This window comes from Desulfovibrio gilichinskyi (assembly GCF_900177375.1).
GTDB lineage: Bacteria > Desulfobacterota > Desulfovibrionia > Desulfovibrionales > Desulfovibrionaceae > Maridesulfovibrio > Maridesulfovibrio gilichinskyi.
This window is the reverse complement of record NZ_FWZU01000001.1, coordinates 684,189-705,206: the sequence shown is the minus strand read 5'-3', so window position 1 is coordinate 705,206 and position 21,018 is coordinate 684,189. Positions and strand designations below refer to the sequence as shown.

At 38.2% G+C, this 21,018-nt stretch carries 18 protein-coding genes; 13 read left to right on the top strand and 5 right to left on the bottom strand.

From position 1 onward, the window contains the following. Positions 1-47: 47 nt before the first annotated feature. The 9 genes from B9N78_RS03310 (at position 48) to B9N78_RS03270 (ending at position 10,642) form a co-directional block, all read left to right on the top strand. Positions 48-986: a SurA N-terminal domain-containing protein gene (locus B9N78_RS03310; protein ID WP_245805448.1), complete on the top strand. Its 939-nt coding sequence runs from the start codon at positions 48-50 to the stop codon at positions 984-986. Positions 987-1,074: 88 nt separating this feature from the next. Continuing rightward, positions 1,075-1,986, top strand: coding sequence for a helix-turn-helix domain-containing protein (locus B9N78_RS03305; RefSeq protein WP_085098245.1), 912 nt, complete (start codon positions 1,075-1,077; stop codon positions 1,984-1,986). A 19-nt stretch (positions 1,987-2,005) separates the two neighbouring features. Further along, positions 2,006-2,746, top strand: coding sequence for a DNA repair protein RecO (recO, locus tag B9N78_RS03300; RefSeq protein WP_085098242.1), 741 nt, complete (start codon positions 2,006-2,008; stop codon positions 2,744-2,746). Between the two features lie 210 nt (positions 2,747-2,956). Further along, complete coding sequence (glyQ, locus tag B9N78_RS03295; protein ID WP_085098240.1) at positions 2,957-3,829, top strand: glycine--tRNA ligase subunit alpha; 873 nt, start codon at positions 2,957-2,959, stop codon at positions 3,827-3,829. A 17-nt stretch (positions 3,830-3,846) separates the two neighbouring features. After that, the gene (gene glyS, locus B9N78_RS03290; RefSeq protein WP_085098237.1) at positions 3,847-5,940 is read left to right on the top strand and encodes a glycine--tRNA ligase subunit beta; all 2,094 of its coding nucleotides are present in this window, start codon (positions 3,847-3,849) and stop codon (positions 5,938-5,940) included. Positions 5,941-6,117: 177 nt separating this feature from the next. Then, on the top strand, positions 6,118-6,381 hold the full coding sequence (gene rpsT, locus B9N78_RS03285) for a 30S ribosomal protein S20 (RefSeq protein WP_085098234.1): 264 nt from the start codon (positions 6,118-6,120) through the stop codon (positions 6,379-6,381). 211 nt (positions 6,382-6,592) lie between these two features. Further along, positions 6,593-7,957, top strand: coding sequence for a Trk system potassium transporter TrkA (gene trkA, locus B9N78_RS03280; RefSeq protein ID WP_085098231.1), 1,365 nt, complete (start codon positions 6,593-6,595; stop codon positions 7,955-7,957). Further along, the gene (locus tag B9N78_RS03275; protein ID WP_085098228.1) at positions 7,957-9,411 is read left to right on the top strand and encodes a TrkH family potassium uptake protein; all 1,455 of its coding nucleotides are present in this window, start codon (positions 7,957-7,959) and stop codon (positions 9,409-9,411) included. Before trkA ends, B9N78_RS03275 begins: the two co-directional genes overlap by 1 nt. Positions 9,412-9,478: 67 nt before the next feature. Further along, positions 9,479-10,642: an FkbM family methyltransferase gene (locus B9N78_RS03270; protein ID WP_085098225.1), complete on the top strand. Its 1,164-nt coding sequence runs from the start codon at positions 9,479-9,481 to the stop codon at positions 10,640-10,642. 48 nt (positions 10,643-10,690) lie between these two features. Here the strand turns inward: B9N78_RS03270 and B9N78_RS03265 are convergent, their stop codons facing one another. The 5 genes from B9N78_RS03265 to B9N78_RS03245 form a co-directional block, all read right to left on the bottom strand. Beyond that, complete coding sequence (locus B9N78_RS03265; RefSeq protein ID WP_085098222.1) at positions 10,691-12,784, bottom strand: tetratricopeptide repeat protein; 2,094 nt, start codon at positions 12,782-12,784, stop codon at positions 10,691-10,693. A gap of 620 nt (positions 12,785-13,404) precedes the next feature. Next, a complete protein-coding gene (locus tag B9N78_RS03260; protein ID WP_085098219.1) occupies positions 13,405-13,971 on the bottom strand; it encodes a transaldolase family protein in 567 nt (188 codons plus the stop codon). 98 nt (positions 13,972-14,069) lie between these two features. Further along, positions 14,070-14,336: a transcriptional regulator gene (locus B9N78_RS03255; protein WP_085098216.1), complete on the bottom strand. Its 267-nt coding sequence runs from the start codon at positions 14,334-14,336 to the stop codon at positions 14,070-14,072. A gap of 122 nt (positions 14,337-14,458) precedes the next feature. Next, on the bottom strand, positions 14,459-14,956 hold the full coding sequence (gene folK / locus B9N78_RS03250) for a 2-amino-4-hydroxy-6-hydroxymethyldihydropteridine diphosphokinase (protein ID WP_085098213.1): 498 nt from the start codon (positions 14,954-14,956) through the stop codon (positions 14,459-14,461). Continuing rightward, positions 14,953-16,119, bottom strand: coding sequence for an LL-diaminopimelate aminotransferase (locus B9N78_RS03245; RefSeq protein WP_085098210.1), 1,167 nt, complete (start codon positions 16,117-16,119; stop codon positions 14,953-14,955). The genes folK and B9N78_RS03245 overlap by 4 nt, the downstream gene beginning before the upstream one ends. Positions 16,120-16,235: 116 nt before the next feature. Here B9N78_RS03245 and xerD point away from each other — a divergent pair, with 116 nt between their 5' ends. The 4 genes from xerD to B9N78_RS03225 all read left to right on the top strand — a co-directional run bounded on the left by xerD (position 16,236) and on the right by B9N78_RS03225 (position 20,996). Further along, entirely contained in the window at positions 16,236-17,150 is a 915-nt protein-coding gene (gene xerD, locus B9N78_RS03240; RefSeq protein WP_085098208.1) for a site-specific tyrosine recombinase XerD, read from the top strand. 10 nt (positions 17,151-17,160) lie between these two features. Further along, positions 17,161-19,827: a CBS domain-containing protein gene (locus B9N78_RS03235; RefSeq protein WP_085098205.1), complete on the top strand. Its 2,667-nt coding sequence runs from the start codon at positions 17,161-17,163 to the stop codon at positions 19,825-19,827. Positions 19,828-20,137: 310 nt separating this feature from the next. Then, positions 20,138-20,626 (top strand): HIT family protein, encoded by a 489-nt coding sequence (locus B9N78_RS03230; RefSeq protein WP_085098202.1) that lies wholly within the window; start codon positions 20,138-20,140, stop codon positions 20,624-20,626. Between the two features lie 19 nt (positions 20,627-20,645). Continuing rightward, entirely contained in the window at positions 20,646-20,996 is a 351-nt protein-coding gene (locus B9N78_RS03225; protein ID WP_085098199.1) for a LapA family protein, read from the top strand. Positions 20,997-21,018 lie beyond the last annotated feature (22 nt).

Genomic DNA, 21,018 nt, shown 5'->3' with positions numbered 1-21,018 from the left:
AACGGGATACGAAGCATTCCTGCTCTATATATTTTATGGGAGAGTATGTGTTGAAACGTGTAATTATTGTTTTTTTTATTATATTGATCAGTTTGTTCGAAACCACTGCCAATGCTGAAGAAAAAGTAGTTGATGGCATTGTTGCAGTCGTTAACGGTGATATAATTACATTGTATGAAATGAACGACAAAATGGCCCCAATCATGAAGCAGTTCGGAAAATCAATTTCAACTGCAGATGCACAACAGATCAAAAATATAAGAAGCCAGATACTTGACCGCATGATTAATGAAATGATCATTGATCAGGAAGCAAAAAAGCTTAAAGTCATAGTTTCAGAGCAAGATATTGATGGCGAAATCAACCGAATTAAAGAATCAAGCAATCTTTCTGACGAAGACTTTCTACGCCAGCTTGCATTGCAAAAAACAAATTTAGAAGATTTTAAAGAAACTTTGCGTAAGGATATTCGTAAACACAGACTTGTTTCATACAAAGTTAAAAATAAAGTTGTAGTAACTGAAAAAGAAATTGAAAATGTATGGAACAGCACTCAGACCGACCAAGGCAGTGTTAAAGAGAGTGTTCACTTAAAATTAATACTTTTCCCTGATGGAGTCTCAGCTGATGATATTAGAGAAGAAATTATTTCCGGTAAAATGACTTTTGAAGAGGCCGCAGATAAATATACTGCTGGTCCCGGAGCGGGCAGTGGTGGAGATTTAGGGGTTCTGGAGTGGGATGATCTAGCGCAAACATGGCATGACGCATTAGATGGACTTAAAGTTGGAGACATCAGTCAGGTCTTTAAAGTTCAGCAGTCGTCAGCCTTGCTTAAACTCGATTCTTTTGAAAAACAAACGACTAAATCATTTGCTGACAGCAGAGATGTAATTTACGAACGCCTTTATAGAGAAAAACAAGACGCTGTTTTCAATGACTTTATAAATAAGCTGAGAGAAAAAGCAGTTATTGAAATTAAGTAGTGTTTTGAAAAAAGTGTTGTTGAATGGCAAAATCAATAAACAAAATTTATTTAAATAAAATAGCCAGACTATCATTAATGAGGGACTTATGGATTTAAAAGAGCTTGGTTCCCGATTAAAAGCGGAAAGAGAACAACAAGGACTTACCGTTGAACAAATGATGGAGCTTACCAAGTTAAGCCGCGTGAATGTTCATGCGATTGAAGACGGTAATAAGAATGATTTTCCACACCCTGTCTATGCTAAAGGTTTTATAAAAAACTACGCAAAAGCGCTTGGCCTTGACTCAGAAGAAATTGGAAATGAATTTTCAAAATTTTATTGTATTGACGAACCGGGTGATGAGAAAAAGGATATTAATTCTTGTGCTGATAACAGCTTATCTCAAAATAATTATTCTGACATACCCTCCAGTTCATCTAAGTCATCAATTTTTTTAATTATTATTCTAGTGGTTGTTCTTGCAGGTCTTGTTTATTATCTCAACGGCAGCTCCTTGTTAAATTTTGGAAAATCCCAAAAATCAGAAGTTGTTGTGACTGATGAATCGAAAGAGATTGTGAATACTGATGCTCACAATATGGAATCTCTTCAAGAAAAAAATGAAGATATTTCAAAAGAAGTTCCAGCAGAATACTCTGCTGGAGAGACACAAACTGAAGCTCAGGTAGCAGATTCAAATAAAGAGATTGCTCCAGTTGAAGATAAAAAAGCTGCTCCGGTAATCTCACCGAAAACTGAAGCTCAATCGATAGTGAAAAATACTGTTGTAATTACCGCTAAGCCCGGTGAATCTTGCTGGTTGGAAGCTACCAGTGACGGAACTTCTAAGGAATATGTTCTGCAGGAAAATGAAACAGTTTCCTTACCCTACGTAAATAACCTTAAAATAAAATTCGGTAATGCCGGTGGAGTAAATCTTATTTCTGATGGCAAACCGATAGTTCTTAATGCCGCAAAGGGAAAAGTTAAAACTCTTGAGTTTCCGATTTCCGAGTAGGAAATTCCGCATCTAGTATATGGAAACAACTGATAAAGTTTTAATTCTTAAGACAGGAAAATTTAAAGAGAACGATCTTTGGGTTAAATTTTTGTCTGCTTCACACGGAGTTCAAACAGCTTTCGCGTTTGGCGGAAGCAGAAGCAGAAAAAGATTTGGGGGATGTTTAGAGGTTTTTTCACAAGTTTTATTTAAAATCGAAAGCAACAAGAGTGGAGCGTATCAAGTTCTTAAAGAAGGCAGTCTCATGAAGAGTTACCCGGAAATAAGAACTAATCTGCGAAAAACCGGACTTGCTGCAAACTGTTTAAAATTTATTGAATCAGCCGGAACAGAGAAAGAAAGCAGCCGCAGAGTTTTTGACCTTTTATCTGAAACTTTGGAGGTTATTGAAAACTCTGAACCCGATGATTTTTTCCCTTTGTTTTTCAGAGCTAAGGTTGCATTTGAACAAGGATACAATCCTGACTTTACAATTTGCTCAGGATGCGGCAAACCTCTTTTCAGCGCGAAGCCGGTTGTTTTTGACATTGAGAGAGGTGTTATCGTCTGCTCAGAGTGTGACAAAGGGAGGAGCGGAGATTCAGTCGGAGCCGGAACCATCCGGACTTTGGCATGGATTCAGGACACAGGCCCTTCTAACTGGGTAACTCTCAGCCTGCCATATGAAGTGAGACAGGAATGTTTTTCTGTAATGGATAAATTTATGGCTTATCATATGGGGCTGGTTTGGGAAGATAGTGGGTACCGGAAAATTTAATGAAGCTTAATGTTTATCATGGTCGTGTGCCGCTTGAGATATTAAGTTTAATTTTGAGGCTTATTTCAAGTAAAAACTCTTGAAATTGTCTAAAATCTTTCTGCTATTAATCGTTTAGAAGTCGGACATTTTTTATATTATTCTTTATAGTGAGTATATGAAAAATGACTCTATAGAAAGTTTGGTTTTTTTCTAGATGCGAGGAATTTAATGAATTTTCAGAATGTTATACTTACGTTGCAAAAATATTGGTCTGATTACGGTTGTTGCTTGGTTCAGCCACTCGATATTGAGGTAGGGGCAGGAACTTTCAACCCTTCAACTTTTTTCAGAGTTATCGGACCTGAACCCTGGAATGCTGCTTATGTTGAACCATCACGCCGTCCGACAGATGGCCGTTATGGAGAAAATCCAAATAGGCTTCAGCATTACTTTCAATTTCAGGTTATTTTAAAACCTTCTCCTGATAATGTGCAGGATCTCTACCTCAAGAGCCTCGAAGCTCTCGGTTTAGATGCCGCTGCCCATGATATCAGATTTGTAGAAGATGACTGGGAATCTCCTACTCTTGGAGCTTGGGGACTCGGCTGGGAAGTTTGGCTTAACGGAATGGAAGTTACTCAGTTTACCTATTTCCAGCAGGTTGGCGGGATAGATCTGAGCCCTGTTTCTGTTGAAATTACATACGGTCTCGAAAGACTTTGCATGTATTTGCAGGGTAAAGAATCTGTTTATGACCTTATGTGGAATGATAAAGTCACTTATGGCCAGATATTCCATCAAAACGAAGTTGAGAATTCAAAATATAATTTTGAACTCAGCGACGCTGATATGCTTCTTGACCTCTTTAATAAATATGAAGCAGAAAGTTTGAGACTGTGCGAAGAAAAACTTCCTCGTCCTGCATATGACTACTGCCTGAAGTGTTCTCATACTTTTAATTTGCTTGATGCTCGCGGGGCGATATCTATTACCGAACGGGCAACCTATATAGGCAGAGTGCGTAATCTTGCTTCAGCAGCAGCCAGACTTTATTCGGAACAGCGTGCTGAGTTGAATTACCCCATGCTTGAAAACGATTAAAAAAAACGGAATTAGATATGGCCGATTTTATTCTCGAAATAGGTATTGAAGAAATGCCCGCCCGTTTTGTTCCACGTCTGGGCGAGGATATCAAAATAATATTCAATGATTTGCTAAATGAGCAGTTGATTGATTTTGCAAAAATTTCCGCTTTTGCAACTCCGCGCAGACTCAGTGTTTTTGTGACTGATATAGCGCTTGATCAGCGAAAAGTTGAAGAGGAAGTTTCAGGACCTCCAGCCAGAATCGCTTACGATGCAGATGGAAAACCTACTAAAGCCTGTGAAGGTTTTGCGAAGTCTCAAGGCATCACCCTGGAAGATATTTATATCATTAAAACTGATAAAGGTGACTATCTCGGGGCTAAAAAAACAGTCGGCGGATCTGCAACTGTCTCAATTCTTCCTGAAATATGTGTTACAGCAATTAAAAAACTTTCATTTCCCAAAAAGATGAAGTGGGGCAGCCTCGACTTCGCTTTTGCAAGACCGCTTCGCTGGCTTTTATGCCTTTGCGGTGACCAGGTCATTGATTTTGAGCTGGCAGGTCTGACTGCAGGGCGTCAGACCCACGGTCATCGTGTTATGGGCGCAGGTCCGTGGAATGTAACTTCTGCTTCTGACTATTTTAATATTATTGAACAGAATTGTTCCGTAATTATTTCACCGGAAGTACGTGGAGAATTTGTTCGTTCAGAAGGTAATAAACTTGCGTCTGAACTAAGCGGTACTGTTGTCTGGAAAGAAAGTCTGCTGGAAGAAGTCAGCAACCTCGTTGAACTTCCTATGCCGATCATTGGAAATTTTGATAAATCTTTCCTTGAACTTCCTAAAGAAGTTTTACTGACCAGCATGGAAAGTCATCAAAAATGTTTTGGTATTGAAAAATCTGACGGAAGCCTGCTCCCTCATTTTCTATGCACCTTAAATCTTATTCCTAAGGATATAGATTTAGTACGCAAAGGGTGGGAAAAAGTTCTTAAAGCAAGACTTGAAGATGCGCGTTTTTTCTGGGCTAAAGATCTAGGTACTGAACTTAGCTTCTGGCTGGAAAAACTTGAACATGTTGTATTTCTTGGACCTTTGGGAACAATGGGCGATAAATCACGCAGGATGGAAAATCTGGCTGCATTGATTGCCGGCAAAGTCGATCCTGATTTGCAGACAGAAATGGCCCGTGCCGGAAGACTTGCCAAGGCAGATTTAGTTTCTGAAATGGTTAATGAATTTGACAAGTTGCAAGGTCTGATGGGCGGAATCTACGCTTTGAAGAAAGGCGAAGAGGAAGTTGTCTGCAAAGCTATCAGCGAACAATATTTACCTGCAGGACCAGAAAGTCCTATACCTTCTACAATTGGTGGAGCTATAATATCCATTACCGATAAAGCCGATACTCTAGTCGGTTGCTTCGGATTAAATAAAATACCTACCGGTGCTAACGATGCCTACGCTCTCAGGCGCGCTGCCCTTGGTATTATTCGGATGATCCTTGAATTCAAATTAAGTGTCGACATCCTCGAAATCTTCGACATGGCTTATGACGGTTATTCAAAGGATATTAAGTGGAAACTTGATAAAGCAGAAATTCTTGAGAAACTCGGAGAATTTGTTTCAAGCAGACTTCGTGCCTACTTTACTGGAACAGGTTACGAAACAAGAGTTGTTGACGCTGCTTTAGGTGCTGGATTCAGAGATGTTAATGCTTTAAAAGCTAGAGTTGAAGCTTTATCTGAATTTGCAAAAAAAGATGGATTTGAGCAGTCGGTGCTTACTTTTAAACGAGCATCGAACATTATCAGAAAACAGGGCAGTGAAGCAGGAATAATTTTGACTGGCGGTTATGAAGTTGAAAAACTGATTGAACCTCAGGAAAAAGCTCTTGCTGCAAAGCTTGATGATACTGCTGCCAGATTCGAAGAACTGTGGGGAAATGATGATTTCACAAAACTCATTGGAATACTTGATGAATTGAGACCTTTTGTGGATGACTTTTTTGATAACGTAATGGTTATCAGTGATGATGAATCATTAAAAATTAATCGCTTAAATCTTCTTAAGGCTCTGGTAGACAGACTAAGTAGATTGGCTGATTTTAGTGCTCTTCAAGTTTAAAAAGGTTTCTTAATAAATAGGTTTGTTATTTTAACGAGTTTTTATTATATTTTTTGATCCAAGAATATTTTAATGCTTGACAATAACGGCTTATTTTAGTTAGAGACCCATTTTGTTTGAACGTAACTCCGGCTGTCCGGAGAAAGAAATACAAATTTAAGATACAGGAGAAATACCTTGGCTAATCATAAGTCCGCACTCAAAAGACACCGTCAGAGCCTCGTTCGTAACTCACGCAACAACATGGTACGTACTCGTATCAAAAACGTTGTAAAAGAAGTACGCGCAGCAGTTGACGCAAACGATACTGAACTTGCAGCAACAGCTCTTCGTAAAGCTACATCCGTTCTTGATGCCGCTGCTACTAAGAAAGTCATTCATGCTCGCGCAGCATCACGTAAAATTTCTCGCCTTCACGCTGCCGTGAATAAGATGGCATAGTTTTACAAGATACTGTTTTTGCATTGAAATATTTAGTCCGTCGCATATTGCGACGGACTTTTTTTTTAACTCAAATCTGTTTACTTTTTATATAAAAAGTCGATAGTAATTTTATTATCTTTGCGGTATCAAAAACAAATATTAATTTCAGTTATTAGCGGCAGTTATTTTTGATTTTCAGCTGTATTGGATTTCACATGAGGAGTTACTTTTGAGGGTTATAATCGTTGGAGCCGGAGAAGTTGGATTCAATGTTGCCAGGCGACTTTCCGGTGAAAGTAAGGAAGTTGTTGTTATTGACAAAGACTCCAAAGCCTTAAGCAAAGTTGCTGATACCTTGGATGTTCAAACGATACTTGGATCAGGTTCAAATCCTGAAATATTAGAGCGGGCTGGAGTTCTTGATGCTGATATTTTTCTGGCTGTGACAGATAAAGATGAAATTAATTTGATTTCAACTTTTATGGCTAATAGAATCGCTCCCAAAATTATAAAACTCGCACGTATCAGAAATGAAGATTATACAAAATACCCTGAAATGTTCACTGAGGGTGATCTGCGAATAGATACTCTGATTAATCCCGATGAAGAAGTTGTTGAATCAATACTTAGAATCATGAGTGTTCCCGGAGCTGTGGAAATTAATGATTTTGTCGGTGATAAGGTTCGTTTGATCGGAGTCAAGCTTCCAAATGCGAGCCCCCTTATCGGGGTAACTCTTATGAATATCAAAGAGCATCTTATCGATCTTGATGTTGTTATTGCTGCTTTGGTCCGTAAAGACAGGCTTATAATTCCCGGCGGACTGGACACTATTCAAGAAGGGGATATCGTTTACTTTGCTTGCATTCGTGATCAGCAAGAAGCACTACTCAGGCAGGCTGGCATTCTTTCAGACCCGATTAGGAAAGTTCTTATTGTAGGCGGAGGAAATGTCGGTTTTCTGCTGGCGCAAGCTCTGGACAACAAAAATCATCATACACGTCTTCTGGATAAAGATCCTGATCGGTGCGCAGAACTATCGGAAAAGCTTGACCGTGTTATTGTCTTGCAAGGCGATGGAACTGATCAGGAATTACTCAAAGAAGAAAATGTCGGTGAACTGGACATGGTTATTTCAGTTACCGGTGATGAAGAAATGAATATCCTGTCCTGCCTGCTTGCTAAAAACTTAGGCGCGCATAAGACAATTACCCGCATAAATAATTTTGCATATATTCCTTTAATTCAGCCTATCGGAATTGATCACCTTGTCTGCCCCAGACTTTCTGCAATTAATTCAATTTTGCATTTTGTCAGACAAGGAAAAGTTATTTCTGCTGTTTCAATTAAAGGTGAAGAAGCTGAAGCTCTCGAAGCTATTGCTCAGGAAAATTCAGGAATAGTCGGTAAACCGATTAAGGATCTCGACTTGCCTAAGGGCGCACTGATTTTATGTTTCCAGCGGGGAGAGGATGTAATAATTCCTACGGGCCTCACAGTGATAGAGCCTAATGACAGACTCCTGATTATTTCAACACGCAAAAACATACCTGAAATAGAAAACGCACTGACGACTAAGCTGGAGTTTTATTAATGCGTTGGAAGGTAGTTTTGCACATTATCGGGGCCTTGATTTTATGTGTAGGTATTACAATGCTGATGCCGCTTGCTTTTTCATTGTATTATCAGGATTCCGGCATAATCCCGTTGATTGAATCCATGGTCATTTCCTGTGTTTGCGGGGTAGGTTTATTTTTTGCTTTTCGAAGCAGTGATGCAAATCAGGGATTAAGTCATAGAGAAGGAATGGCAATTGTTGCTCTAGGATGGATAGCTGCAGGATTCTTCGGAAGTCTTCCTTTTTATTTCGGTGATGTTTTTTCAAATCACGTCGACTGTTTTTTCGAGTCTCTGTCAGGCTTTACAACAACAGGGTCCTCGGTAATGACGGATATTGAAAGCGTTGCAAAGGGTATTCTGTTTTGGCGGAGTCTTACCCATTGGCTAGGTGGAATGGGGATAATTGTTCTTTCGCTTGCAATTTTACCATTTCTCGGAGTCGGGGGGATGCAGCTTTATAAAGCAGAAGTTCCCGGACCGGTTCCAGATAAGCTTAAGCCGCGAATCAAAGATACCGCCATGGTTCTTTGGAAAGTTTATCTGCTTTTTTCCGCTATTGAAGCCATTCTTCTAATGTTCGGGGGGATGGATTTTTTCGATTCGCTCTGCCATACATTCGGGACACTCGCCACTGGAGGATTCTCAACTAAAAACACTTCGGTTGCGTATTTTAATAGTGCTTATATCGACTACGTTATTACCTTTTTTATGATTATAGCCGGAATAAATTTTAGCCTTCATTATCAAATGCTGAAAGGGCGTCCATTGCTTTTATGGCGAGATCCTGAGTTTAAATTTTTTGCAACCGTAACATTGCTAATAACCATTATAGTTACAATCTCAGTCTATTCTTCCCATACTTATGAAACTGTCACTGATACAATCAGATATACCTCTTTTCAGGTTGCCTCAATTATGAGTACCACTGGTTTTGCAACCGCAGATTATGAATTATGGCCTGCACTTGCTCAAGGATTACTTCTGTTTTGTATGTTTTTGGGAGGATGCGCGGGATCAACCAGCGGCGGCATGAAACACCTTAGAATTATGCTTCTTTTAAAACAATCCTATCAGGAAGTTTTCAGAATTATTCATCCACGCTCAGTAAACAGAGTAAAACTCGGAAAAACTGTTGTTAAACCGGAAACAATGAATGATATTCTTGGATTTTCTGTCCTTTGGATAGGGCTTTTTGTGATTTGCGGACTTGTCGTCGCGGCTACAGGAGTTGACGTTGTTTCCTCATTTGCCGCATCACTTGCATGTCTGGGAAATATCGGTCCTGGGATTGGGACTGTAGGCCCTGCTAATAATTTTGCACATATACCTGATGTAGGTAAGTGGGCTTTGATTTTTAATATGTTGCTTGGACGGTTAGAAATTTATACAGTAATTGTTCTTTGTGTTCCTGAATTTTGGAGAAAGTAATAGGGGCTACGCTATTACTTAAAATAATTTTCTACTACTCTTTAAAATTAAATCAGGAGATTCAACTATGGATTATTCAAGTATCCAATTTACACATCCTAATAATATCCCTTTAAATGCGAAGATCTGTATTTATGGAACAGGGAAGGGAGGTGAAGAATCATACAAAATGCTAAAACAAGTTAGACCTGACATTAGTATAATTGCTTTTGGAGATTCTTTTAAAACTGGAATAATTTATGGCCTGCCAATTCTTTCACCTAAAGAACTAAGTCTTCAACAAGATAAATTAACTCTTATCCTAGTCTGTTCACTTTACTTTTTAGATATAAAAAATGTCTTACAGGAAAATGGTGTTAATAATATTTCATTTTTTGCATGGTCTAAATTTTTTGACTATATCTTTTTACCTGAAGAGTTAAAATCCGCACAGAGTGAAATTACTAGAATATGTGAAATGCTTGATACTGACGATGATAAAAAGCTCTTTATGGATTTATGTGATGCTCGCTCATTAGATTCTAAACTTACAAATACAGTAATTTCAACTGATGGTGTCCCTGAGCTAAAATTTAAAAAAGAGCATAACTTAACTGCTTTATATCCAGAACACACATCGTGTAGCTATTTTGATTTTGTTGATCTTGCTCAGGTTGAATATGCAGCACAAGGTGGAGTTTGCGACGGACGTGAAGCTGTCTTTATGGTTAAGCAATGTAAAAAACTGGTAAATCTTTTCGGATTTGAGCCTCAAGGTATGGAGGCTCTCAGCAAAGAAAATTGGAATTTTTTAGATCAATCCCCAAAATTTAAACTTATTGCTAAAGGCTTGTGGAGCAATTCTGTAAAAAAAGAATTCGTAAAAAATGGATCTGCTAGTTATGTTTCTCCAACCGGTAATTTAGAAAATGTTTGTGAAATATCTCTTTGCTCATTGAGCGAGGAAGCCGGAAAATTATCTTTAAAAAAATTGGATTTTCTTTTTTGTGATATCGAAAATGCAGAAGTTCCTATGCTGAATGGAGCTCTTGAGTTAATAAAATCGAGCAGGACTCAACTCGCAATATGTTTTTATCATTCTAAAAAACAATTTTTAGAAATTCCACTTTTGCTAATGGAAGAACTTGAAAATTATGTTTTTAAAGTAGGACATTATTCACCTACATCAGATGAAAGTGTTTTTTATGCGATCCCTCGCGAAAAATATTCAGGACATCAAATTTATTCATAAATTTAAACAGTTGGCCCTGCTCATAGGGCCAACTGTTTAATCATAAAACTAGAACGGAAACGAAGCTTCTTTTCCTGCTCCTGTTTTGGCTAGTTTTGTTTCAATTGCACTTAGTCTTGCTTTTGCAGCTTCTTTTTGAGCCGGCCTGTCAGCATTTTTAATCACACTGTTTAAGAATTTTTTAGCAGTCTCAAACTGACCTTTATGTTCATAGATCATTGAAATTCTATACATGGCAGTCACAGCCCATATATTTTGTTCCGGGAATTTAAACGCCAGCTCCAAATAACTTTTTAAAGCCTTCTCTTTATCTCCCATTGCCTGGTCTCCTTCAGCAATCCAAAAAAGAATTTCAGCTTTTAATTCGTTACTTAAATTGTCGCTTCGACTCCATATTCTTTCAAGTATAGCTTGAGCTTTTTTCAAATCACCTTTTTGCTGTATTAAAAGAGCAAGTTTTAACTCTTTTTCAGGAGGAAGACCCCCTCCAGATTCTAATATTTCATTATACGCGTTTAGAGCTTTACCTTCATTTCCGACCGCTAAATCATACTCAACAGCGGCGATAAGCCATTTGAGATGCATCTCAGATCCAAACTTTTCAGGATCGACTCTTTTTAAATAAAAAGCGGAAAGTTTAAAGTCTCTATTTGTTGCAGCATTATCTGCTAGGTAGATATAACTTTTAGCACCTAGTTCTGAATTTGGAAAAAGAAAAGCGCATCTTCGGGCAATACTGTCATCAAGCTGCTTTGCACTGTCGCTTAATAATTCTGAAAATAAAAGCAATCTGTCCAGCGGCTTGGTATTAACCTGTACATTGAATTCCTTTCCGGAAAGAGGCTTCCAAAAAGGAGCATTGATATCTTTGAAATATTCAACTTCAGCAGCATCACAAAGTCCTGAAATTATGAATAAATTTGAATTTTGGCCGGCATCAGAGCTGCTGACTATTTTTGACAAATCAGGTTTAAACGCTATACCTGCGGCAATACGGAGACTCATCGGCAGGGTATTATGGTCGAGTTGACCCCAAATTTTCTTTGTTAACTCCATATCACCGGTTAAGAATGCAAAAGCTAATTTATAATTTTGTAAGGCACTGACTAAGTCCTCTGAAAGAAGCAAAGATCCTGTTTCGCGGTCAATGGTATCAAGGGCTTCCTGGGGAGACATAGACATAAGCTTGCTTCTAAATGCATTCCAAGCAGGGGAGGCAGGTGCTGCCATTTTCCAAAGAGTGGGGGATTCATATGCCGGTTCCATCACTCCAGCTTTAAAAAATGACCATGCACTAACAAGATTTTGCTCTTTAAAGGTATCAACCGTCTCAACTGGGTTTTTGCCGGTTTCCAAATAACTATTTACGGAGCTCCAAAAAGTCTTAACCGTTGAGTTACTGACATTTTCAAGAATAGAACCGGACTTACTCCAATCACCCAAGCTTGATGCAGCAATCGACATTGCTATCAACTCACGGTCTTTATCATTAATGATAGTAGAATTACGCACAGTCGGTTTAAACTCAAAACCTTTTGCAAGAGTCTTCTTAAAAACAGGTTCAGTATTAATTATGAAGTAAGTAGTCGGCCAAACATTCATAGCTTGATCAAAGGATTGGTTCAAAATCATATCCTGCGCTTCACGAGCTGATCCGGAAGTCACAAGAATGGACCAATATAATGACCGCCAAACATCAAACCAAACCGTTTTTAAATTTGGCTCAGCGTTAAATTTTTCACTCATTGAATTCTGACTCATAAAACGGGCAGCCTGGCTAAACCAAATCACTGATTTAATTGGCTCCCCTAAAGCTCGTTGAGCTTGCCCGCCGAGCCAAAGTCTCGAAATTTCGAGCGACTTGTCGTCAAAAGCAGGGGTCCCTTGTAAGATATTCATGCAAGCGGAATATCTGCCCAGATTATAAGCTGTCTGAGCCCTTTTAATTATTAATTCCGGAGTATCGCCACTGCCGGAATAATTTTCTTCCAGAATGTCCCACGCGCCATATTTTTCGAGCCACAAATTAAAAGGGTCACCTTTTTGCGGCTCGACGGCTTTAGATGCTGTTGCGGTTATAAGAATTAAAAACAGGGCAATTAGTAACATCCGATATTTATAAGTTCGAAAGTTTGAAATCATGAAGTCCTCATTAATTCAAAATTAATTTGTTAAAATAACTGTCTCAGAAACAAATAATGAAAAGCATGGGAAGAGGCAAACTCTTGAAGCTATTTAAATGAAAGTTTGAAAGTTATATATACATTTCTAAACAAAATAGCTGTAAATCCATTTTTAAGCTCTTACTATTGAGATAATCAGACACCTGTAAAATAGATAACACATAAGTATATACTTTTTAACACTAAAAATAGATGTAAGTTATCGATGTTAAATCATAGAGCTTTAATTTTTAACAAATACTATCCTTATTTGTTTTGAAAGTTTACATAATTTACATTATGAGACATGTATTTAAACTTAATTAATACAAATAGTTAAGACTAAATATCTAAAAATAGCCCTTTTAAATTGAATTTATCGCAATTTCTGACAGCGACTCAATATTCTAAATCAGATTGAACAAATGTCAGAAAATCTATTCAATTTCAAATTTCAATTCTAAGGATTATTAAGATGCTGTTTGAAACAATTAACCATATAATTTATTAAATGGGCTTACAGTTAAAATTTATTCCATTCCTAAAAACTTAATCTAAATTTCAATGGAAAACTTAATGTTATACTTGCATAGTTTCATTTTAAACAAGGTCAGTGAGAACTTCATATGAAATTGAAATTATATCTGTGCCTGCTTTAATCGCTTCGTTAATTTGTTCCATCTTGGTAAAACCAGATACCATCAGTGAAGAAGTTAAGTTATACTGCTTATTGATTGAAACCAGCTCTCCGAAATCTTCTTCTTGGCCATTGTCGGGTAATTCCAAATTAATAAACTCTCCCCCCGGTCTTCCCGCCATAACAACTTGGATTGGAGTACATTTTGAAAACATACATACTGGAATATCATTTTCCACAAGTATACTTGCAGCCTTAAGCCCTTCCCTCGTTGTTGGTATCTTTATCACCGAGTTAATACCCAGTCCTACAATCTGCCTAGCTTCATCCAGAATGCCCTGTGAACTCCTTTCAGAAGCTTTTACTATACAGGGCCCGGGAACCATTTTGAATGGTTCTGACAAGTCTTTTCCGAAATTCAGCTTTTTAAGAGCAGATAAATCAAGATCAAAATCAACGCCGTCGATCAGTTTGAAATCCAGCGCATTCTTAATTTCACCGAGAGAGCTGGATACAAGAAAAATTTTCATTAACAACTACCCTTTTTAATTATATAAAATACAAACACCCTTTCAACTTAATAGCTGAAAGGGTGTAGAAGATAAAATATGATGGTTTCTAAATAGTACTAATCATCATTGCCGGATTCAATACGTTTAATATACTTGTCCCGGCATTCGTATGAACAAAAGCATTCAATTTTTTCACCATTTTTTACTCGGATATCACTATTTTTTTGAACATAAGTTCCGCAAATAGGATCTTTAACCATTTCTCCGGCTTTAATCTTTTTTTCTGTCTGCTTGTTATCTTGATTTTGCTTATGTTGTTTTTCTCCGGTGAATAATTTCCACATAACAAAAGCAGCCACAGCAATCACAACAAACTTAAGCATATAAGATTCCGCCTTGATTTTAACCGTGATAATATTTTAGCACGTAGTTCACCCATAAGTTTTAATACTTACGGGCTGGAAATTTAAAGGTCATGCTCGAAAAAACGAGCATGACCTGGTACTTAATCCTGATAAATTTTTTTATCTTCGATTCGGTAATTAATTTTAGACAATAATTCAGCAACCTTGCTGCCATCAGGAAAAACAAGTTCAGGGTCAATTTCGGCAAGCGGACAAAGAACAAATGCACGTTCTTTTGCACGCGAATGAGGAACGGTAAGATAGTCCCCACCGTCAACAATTTCATCACCGAATAAGATCAGATCAAGATCTATAATTCGAGGTCCGTTAATCTCTTTTTTAACTCTCTGCATCTGCCCTTCTACCGCTTGAAGCGTTGAAAGGAATCCATGCGGAGACCAAAGTTCTGGATCAACAGCAAATCGAACAATCTGGTTAGTAAACCAAGCTTGATCTTTCAGTCCCTGTGGTTCAGTAAGATAAGTTTCCGACCAAATTTCAGGGTCAATGCCTTCGTATTTTTCCAGTCGTGCGACAGCCTCGTTTAAATTATCATCGGTATCGCCGATGTTAGAACCAAGACTGACGTAGACCTTTATAGTTGGGAAATCCGTGATACTGCCTCCTTGAGTCTTTCTGTGTCTACTGTCAGAGATATACGGAAGTATCCTTCACCAGCAGGCCCAAATCCATTTCCGGGTGTAACAACGACGCCTGTTTCCTTGAGTAATTTAGATACAAATTCCGCTGAAGTATAACCTTCAGGAGTTTTCGCCCACACAAAGATGGATGCATCTGGAATTCTGCAAGAAATATTAATTTTTCTAAGAGCTTCAACTACGACATCACGACGCTCTTTGTATATTGCACGGAATTCTTTAACATAAGGTTCGCCATGCTTGAGAGCAGCAATTCCTGCTTCCTGAACGGCTTGAAACATACCTGAGTCAACATTTTCTTTAACTTTGCCCAGACCTGCAACCAAAGTTGCATTACCGACAGCCATTCCGCAACGCCAGCCGGTCATATTGTATGTCTTTGACAGAGAATGAAACTCGATAGCGACTTCTTTCGCGCCAGGAGTTTCAAGAATAGACATCGGCTTTTTATTTTCATCGTAATAAACTTCAGAATAAGCTGCATCTTGAACAATAATTACATTATGTTTATGTGCTATTTCAACAACTTTCGCAAAAAAATCAGATGTTGCAGTAGCTGCGGTCGGATTGTTAGGGTAATTAAGGAAAATAACTTTTGCTTTATCCCATGTTGCCGCATCAATAGCATCTAGGTCAGGCAAAAAGTCATTTTCATCCAAAAGAGGAATCAGCTTAACTTCACCGCCTGCAAAATTACTTGCAACAGGATAAACTGGGTAATTAGGAGATGCAACAAGAACAAGATCTCCAGGATTAACAAAAGCTAACGGGAAATGTGCAATTCCTTCTTTTGATCCGATAAGACTGATAACTTCTTTTTTAGGATCAAGGTCAACATTGAATCTTTCCTTGTACCATGTTGCAACAGCAGAACGAAAGGTCAGAAGACCTACATATGAAGGATACTGATGATTTTCCGGACGTTTTGCTGCTTCATAAAGAGCATCTATGATAAATTGCGGAGTTGGAAGGTCAGGATCTCCGATGCCGAGACTGATTATATCCACCCCTTGTGCGGCTACTTCAGTTTTTAATCTGTCAATTTCCGCAAAAAGATAAGGTGGAAGCGTTGCAATCCTGTCGGCAAATTTAAATTCTGGCATTAGTAATATACTCCTTCAAGTTTTTGTAACATTATTACTGAAACTGTTTAATTGGGCTTGTTTGCTCTGTCAATCAACTTGAGCAGACGGTTGCATCCGTGTAGTGATTATTTTGTATGACTGAGAATAAAAACAACATTTCCTGTAAACACCAATGGGTTGACCGTTATCTGGAACATCTTTTAATTGAAAGAGGTCTTGCAGAAAACAGTCTGGATGGATATTTGCGAGATCTGGAATCATTTCAAATGTTTCTAGACAGCAAATCTTCAACTATCGAAGAAACAACAAGTCAAACTTTGTTACTTTATCTTACATATTTAAGGTCAAAATCTCTTAAAAGCAGATCACTTGCAAGACATCTTTCATCGTTGAGAGGCTTTTTCGCGTTTTGCGCCTCGCGTGGTTTTTTGAAAGAAAATCCTGCAATTTTGCTTGAAAACCCCAAATTACCAAAAAAACTTCCTGAATTTCTTTCAATCGATGAAATGCGCCTTGTTTTAGCCCGCCCTGCTCTGAATACAAAACTTGGATTCAGAGATAAGGTAATGTTAGAACTTTTATACGCTGCGGGAATGCGAGTTTCTGAATTAATTGAATTAAAGATCGAAGATTTTGATCCACAAACAGGATTACTCATCATTTTCGGCAAAGGTTCAAAGGAAAGGATTGTCCCTATTCATTACACCGCTCAAGAATTCTTAAACCAATACATTAAAGATTGGCGTCCTGCTTTTAAGCCTAATGTTAAAAATATTTTCCTCAATCGCACCGGAAACGGTTTGACACGCCAAGGCGTCTGGAAATTAATAAAAAAATATACGCTTGAAGCTGGTATAAGAAGATCAATATCTCCGCATACTTTTAGACATTCCTTCGCGACCCATCTATTAGACGGAGGTGCAGATTTGCGAACTGTGCAGTTACTTTTAGGACATGCTGACATCAGTGCTACCGAAATCTATACCCATATTCAAGCCGGACGACTGGTCCAGCTTCACAAACGCTTTCACCCTCGTTCATTAATGTGAGATTGTAAATATGTCAAAAACTGAAGAACTGATAAAAGCAGAAACAATTATAACAGGGCATGTAAATGCCGATTTTGATTGCCTTGCAGCGATTGTTGCTGCCGGTAAGCTCTACCCTGGCGCCACGCTTATTTTCCCTGGAAGTCAGGAAAAAAATCTCCGTAATTTTTACATGGAGAGTGCAACTTATTTCTTTAATTTTAAACAATTGCGGGAAATTGACAATAGTTCAGTCAAGCTTCTTGTTGTCGTTGATACTTCACGGAAAATAAGGATTTCGCACATCAAACCTATTCTTGAGAACCCGGGGCTTAGAATTCATGTATACGACCATCATATGCAATCAGAATGTGACTTAGAACCTGAATTTATTATAAAAAAGCCTTGGGGTTCAAGCGTTGCCATACTCACTCATGAAATTCGCCAAAAAAATATTACCTTGCATCAGGAAGAAGCGACAATTCTCGGGCTGGGACTTTATGAAGACACAGGCTCTTTCATGTTTAACTCCACTACGGAATATGATTTTGAAGCTGGCAAGTGGCTGCTTACCTGCGGCATGGAACTTGATGTAATAACAGATCTGCTTAATCGGGAAATGACTTCACAGCAAATCTCACTTCTCAGTAACCTTCTTGAAGGGGCTGTAACTTATACTATAAATGATTTAGATATTGTCATTTCAGAAATATCCACGCCTGAGTATGTGGGAGATTTTTCAGTCCTTGTTCACAAATTTATGGATATGGAAAACGTTCAAGTTTTATTTGCTTTAGGAAGAATGAACGACAGAATACATCTGGTAGCAAGGTCACGAACCAAAGATGTTGATGTTGGAGACATCTGCTCCGCTTTTGGAGGCGGCGGTCATGCTTACGCTGCTTCCGCCACAATTAAAGACCGTACTCTTGCCGAAGTAAGAGATGAACTTTTCGCTATTCTTTATTCTAAGGTCGCACCTAAATTAAATATTGAACACCTGATGTCAAAGCCGGTTGTGGCAATCCCTCGCAATATGACTATTTCTCAAGCTGTCGAGCGTATGACTCAGTTCAGCTTAAAGGGAGTTCCAGTCGTTGATAATATGGAGAATATGAGATGTGTTGGTATTCTCGAGCATAAAATTGCGGATAAAGCCCTTGCGCATCAACTAGGTGATGTTGATGTCGAAATTTATATGCAGAATCCTTTTTCTACAATAAAAATGGATTGCGGACTGCATCGCGTAATGGAAATTATTCTTGGTCAGAAACAACGTCTTGTGCCGGTTGTTGAAAATGATAAAATAATTGGTATTATTACGCGCACTGATCTTATTAATCTCCTTGTTCAAGACCCTGCGCGAATTCCTGAATCTCTATTTCCTGAGAATAAACAGGAGCGCAACATACGCAATATCATGCGTAACCGCCTTCCTAATAAAATTCTTAATATTCTTGAAACCGCAGGGCAAATGGCAGAGGAGTTCGGAACGGAAGCCTATGTAGTAGGAGGATTTGTCAGAGACCTGCTGCTGACAAGAAATAATTTAGACATGGATCTGGTTGTTGAAGCTGACGGAATTGCATTTGCTAAAAAACTGGCTAAAAAAATGTCCGGGCGCGTTAAATATCATCGTAAATTTAAAACTGCGGTCGTGATCCTGCCTGACGGACAAAGGATTGATGTAGCGACTGCTCGCCTTGAATATTATGAATATCCTGCCGCCTTGCCGACGGTCGAACTTTCATCCATTAAAATGGACTTATATCGCCGCGATTTTACGGTTAATGCGCTGGCCGTTCACATCAATCCATCCAGTTTTGGAACGTTGGTAGATTTTTTCGGTTCTCAGCGTGATTTGAAAGATAAAACAATTCGCGTTCTGCACGCTCTCAGCTTTGTCGAAGATCCGACTCGCATAATGCGTGCAATAAGATTTGAGCAAAGATTTAATTTTAAAATAGGCGGACAAACTTTAAGCCTGGTAAAAAATGCACTCAAACTAAATCTTTTCAGCAAGTTATCTGGGTACAGAATTGTTCATGAATTGAAATTGATTTTTACTGAAGCAGAAGTTCTGGGAAGTATTAAGCGAATGAATGAACTCGGAGTACTTGAAGCAATTCATCCGCTTTTAGCACTTAATACTTCTCGTGAACAGGTAATTGCAGAGCTTGAACGAGTTGTCAGCTGGTACAACTTACTCTACCTTGAGCCTGAAATTTCAATTTGGAAGATTTATTTTCTAGGTATTTGTATGGGAATTTCAAAACCTAAAATTGAGCAAATTTATAACCGTTTCAGTTTTTCTCAGACAGAAAAACGTGAATTCGTACATTTACGTGAAACTATTTTCTGGGCAGCCGGAAATATCATGAACATAAGAGGCGAACTAAGACCCAGTGAAATATACAAAATTCTAAGCCCCGTCCCGCTCGAAGGCGTTCTTTTCATAATGGCCAGAACTACGCGGGATATTGTTAAAAAGTATATATCGCAATACCTGACAAACCTGAGGTTGCAAACTGTAGATATTACAGGTGATGACTTAAAAGCATTAGGATTAATTCCCGGACCGCAATATACTAAATTACTTTACGAAACTAAATTAGCATGTCTTGATTCAATTGTTAAAGGAAAGGATGAACAATTTAATTTTGTTAAAAAAAGAATTAAAAATTTATACAATTTTTAAAGGCTCCATCATCCTGATAAAAAACGGAGTTTTTCTTGCCCTTGGGCTATAACCCGTGTAGAACATGCACACTTTTGATTAATTATATTATCATTATTGTTTACTGAATTGTTTGCTGACGATGAAGGTCTCACTTTAAAAAGTAAAAAAATTACTAAAGCAACATAAGTTGTTGATAATTAAAGTGCGATTATATAATTAATATGAAATAGTACTTTTAAATTGTTAAATATGACATGCTAATTGCTATCAATGATCAAAACAGTCACTCTCTCGTCTTTTTAAGCCTGAAAATCAAGGATTGCTTTTTATGGATGTTTTATGGGCTCCGTGGCGAATGGATTACATATTAGGCCCTAAGCCTGATGAATGCGTTTTCTGTATTCCTGAGAGTACAGATGAAGACAAAGAAAGATGTATACTTTTCAGAGCTAAACATTGCTTTGTTCTGCTTAACAAGTTTCCTTACAATAACGGTCACATTATGGTCACACCATATAAACACGTAAGTAAACTTACTGATCTTACTGAAGAAGCAACCTCAGAGATCATGAAGTATATAACAATAAGCTGTGATGTTTTGGAGAAAGCATTTAAACCGCATGGAATAAATGTAGGACTTAATATCGGGGAAGCAGCTGGAGCTGGTATTGCAGCCCATCTCCATTTTCAACTAGTTCCACGGTGGAACGGAGATGCTTCGTTTATGGCGGTGTTCGGAGAAACTACAGTAATTCCGCAACACTTGTCTTCAACTTATAGTAGACTCAAGCCGTTATTCGACAGCTATGTCGAGTAGTAACACTAAGGAGGGTTTCATGCGTTACTTGAAGGTACTGGCTCTGGTTATCCTATTTTTTGTTTCTATGGTGTTCTTTATTCAGAATACCACTGAACTTTCCAAAGAAATAACTCTTTCTATGGATTTGTTTAATTACACATTTACAAGTCAGCCTATTCATTATTATCTTTTGATATTAATTTCATTTTGTGTTGGTGCATTTCTTTGTCTGGTTTACTTCATGGCTGATAAGCTTCGTCTTTCCGGACAGTTGCGCACCTGCCGTACTAGAATGTCCAATCTAGAACAGGAAGTTAATTCACTTCGTAATTTACCACTTGAAGAACAGAATTATCCATCCGCAGATGAAAGTGCTGACAATGCTTAACAACTCGTTATCACGAGGTTAA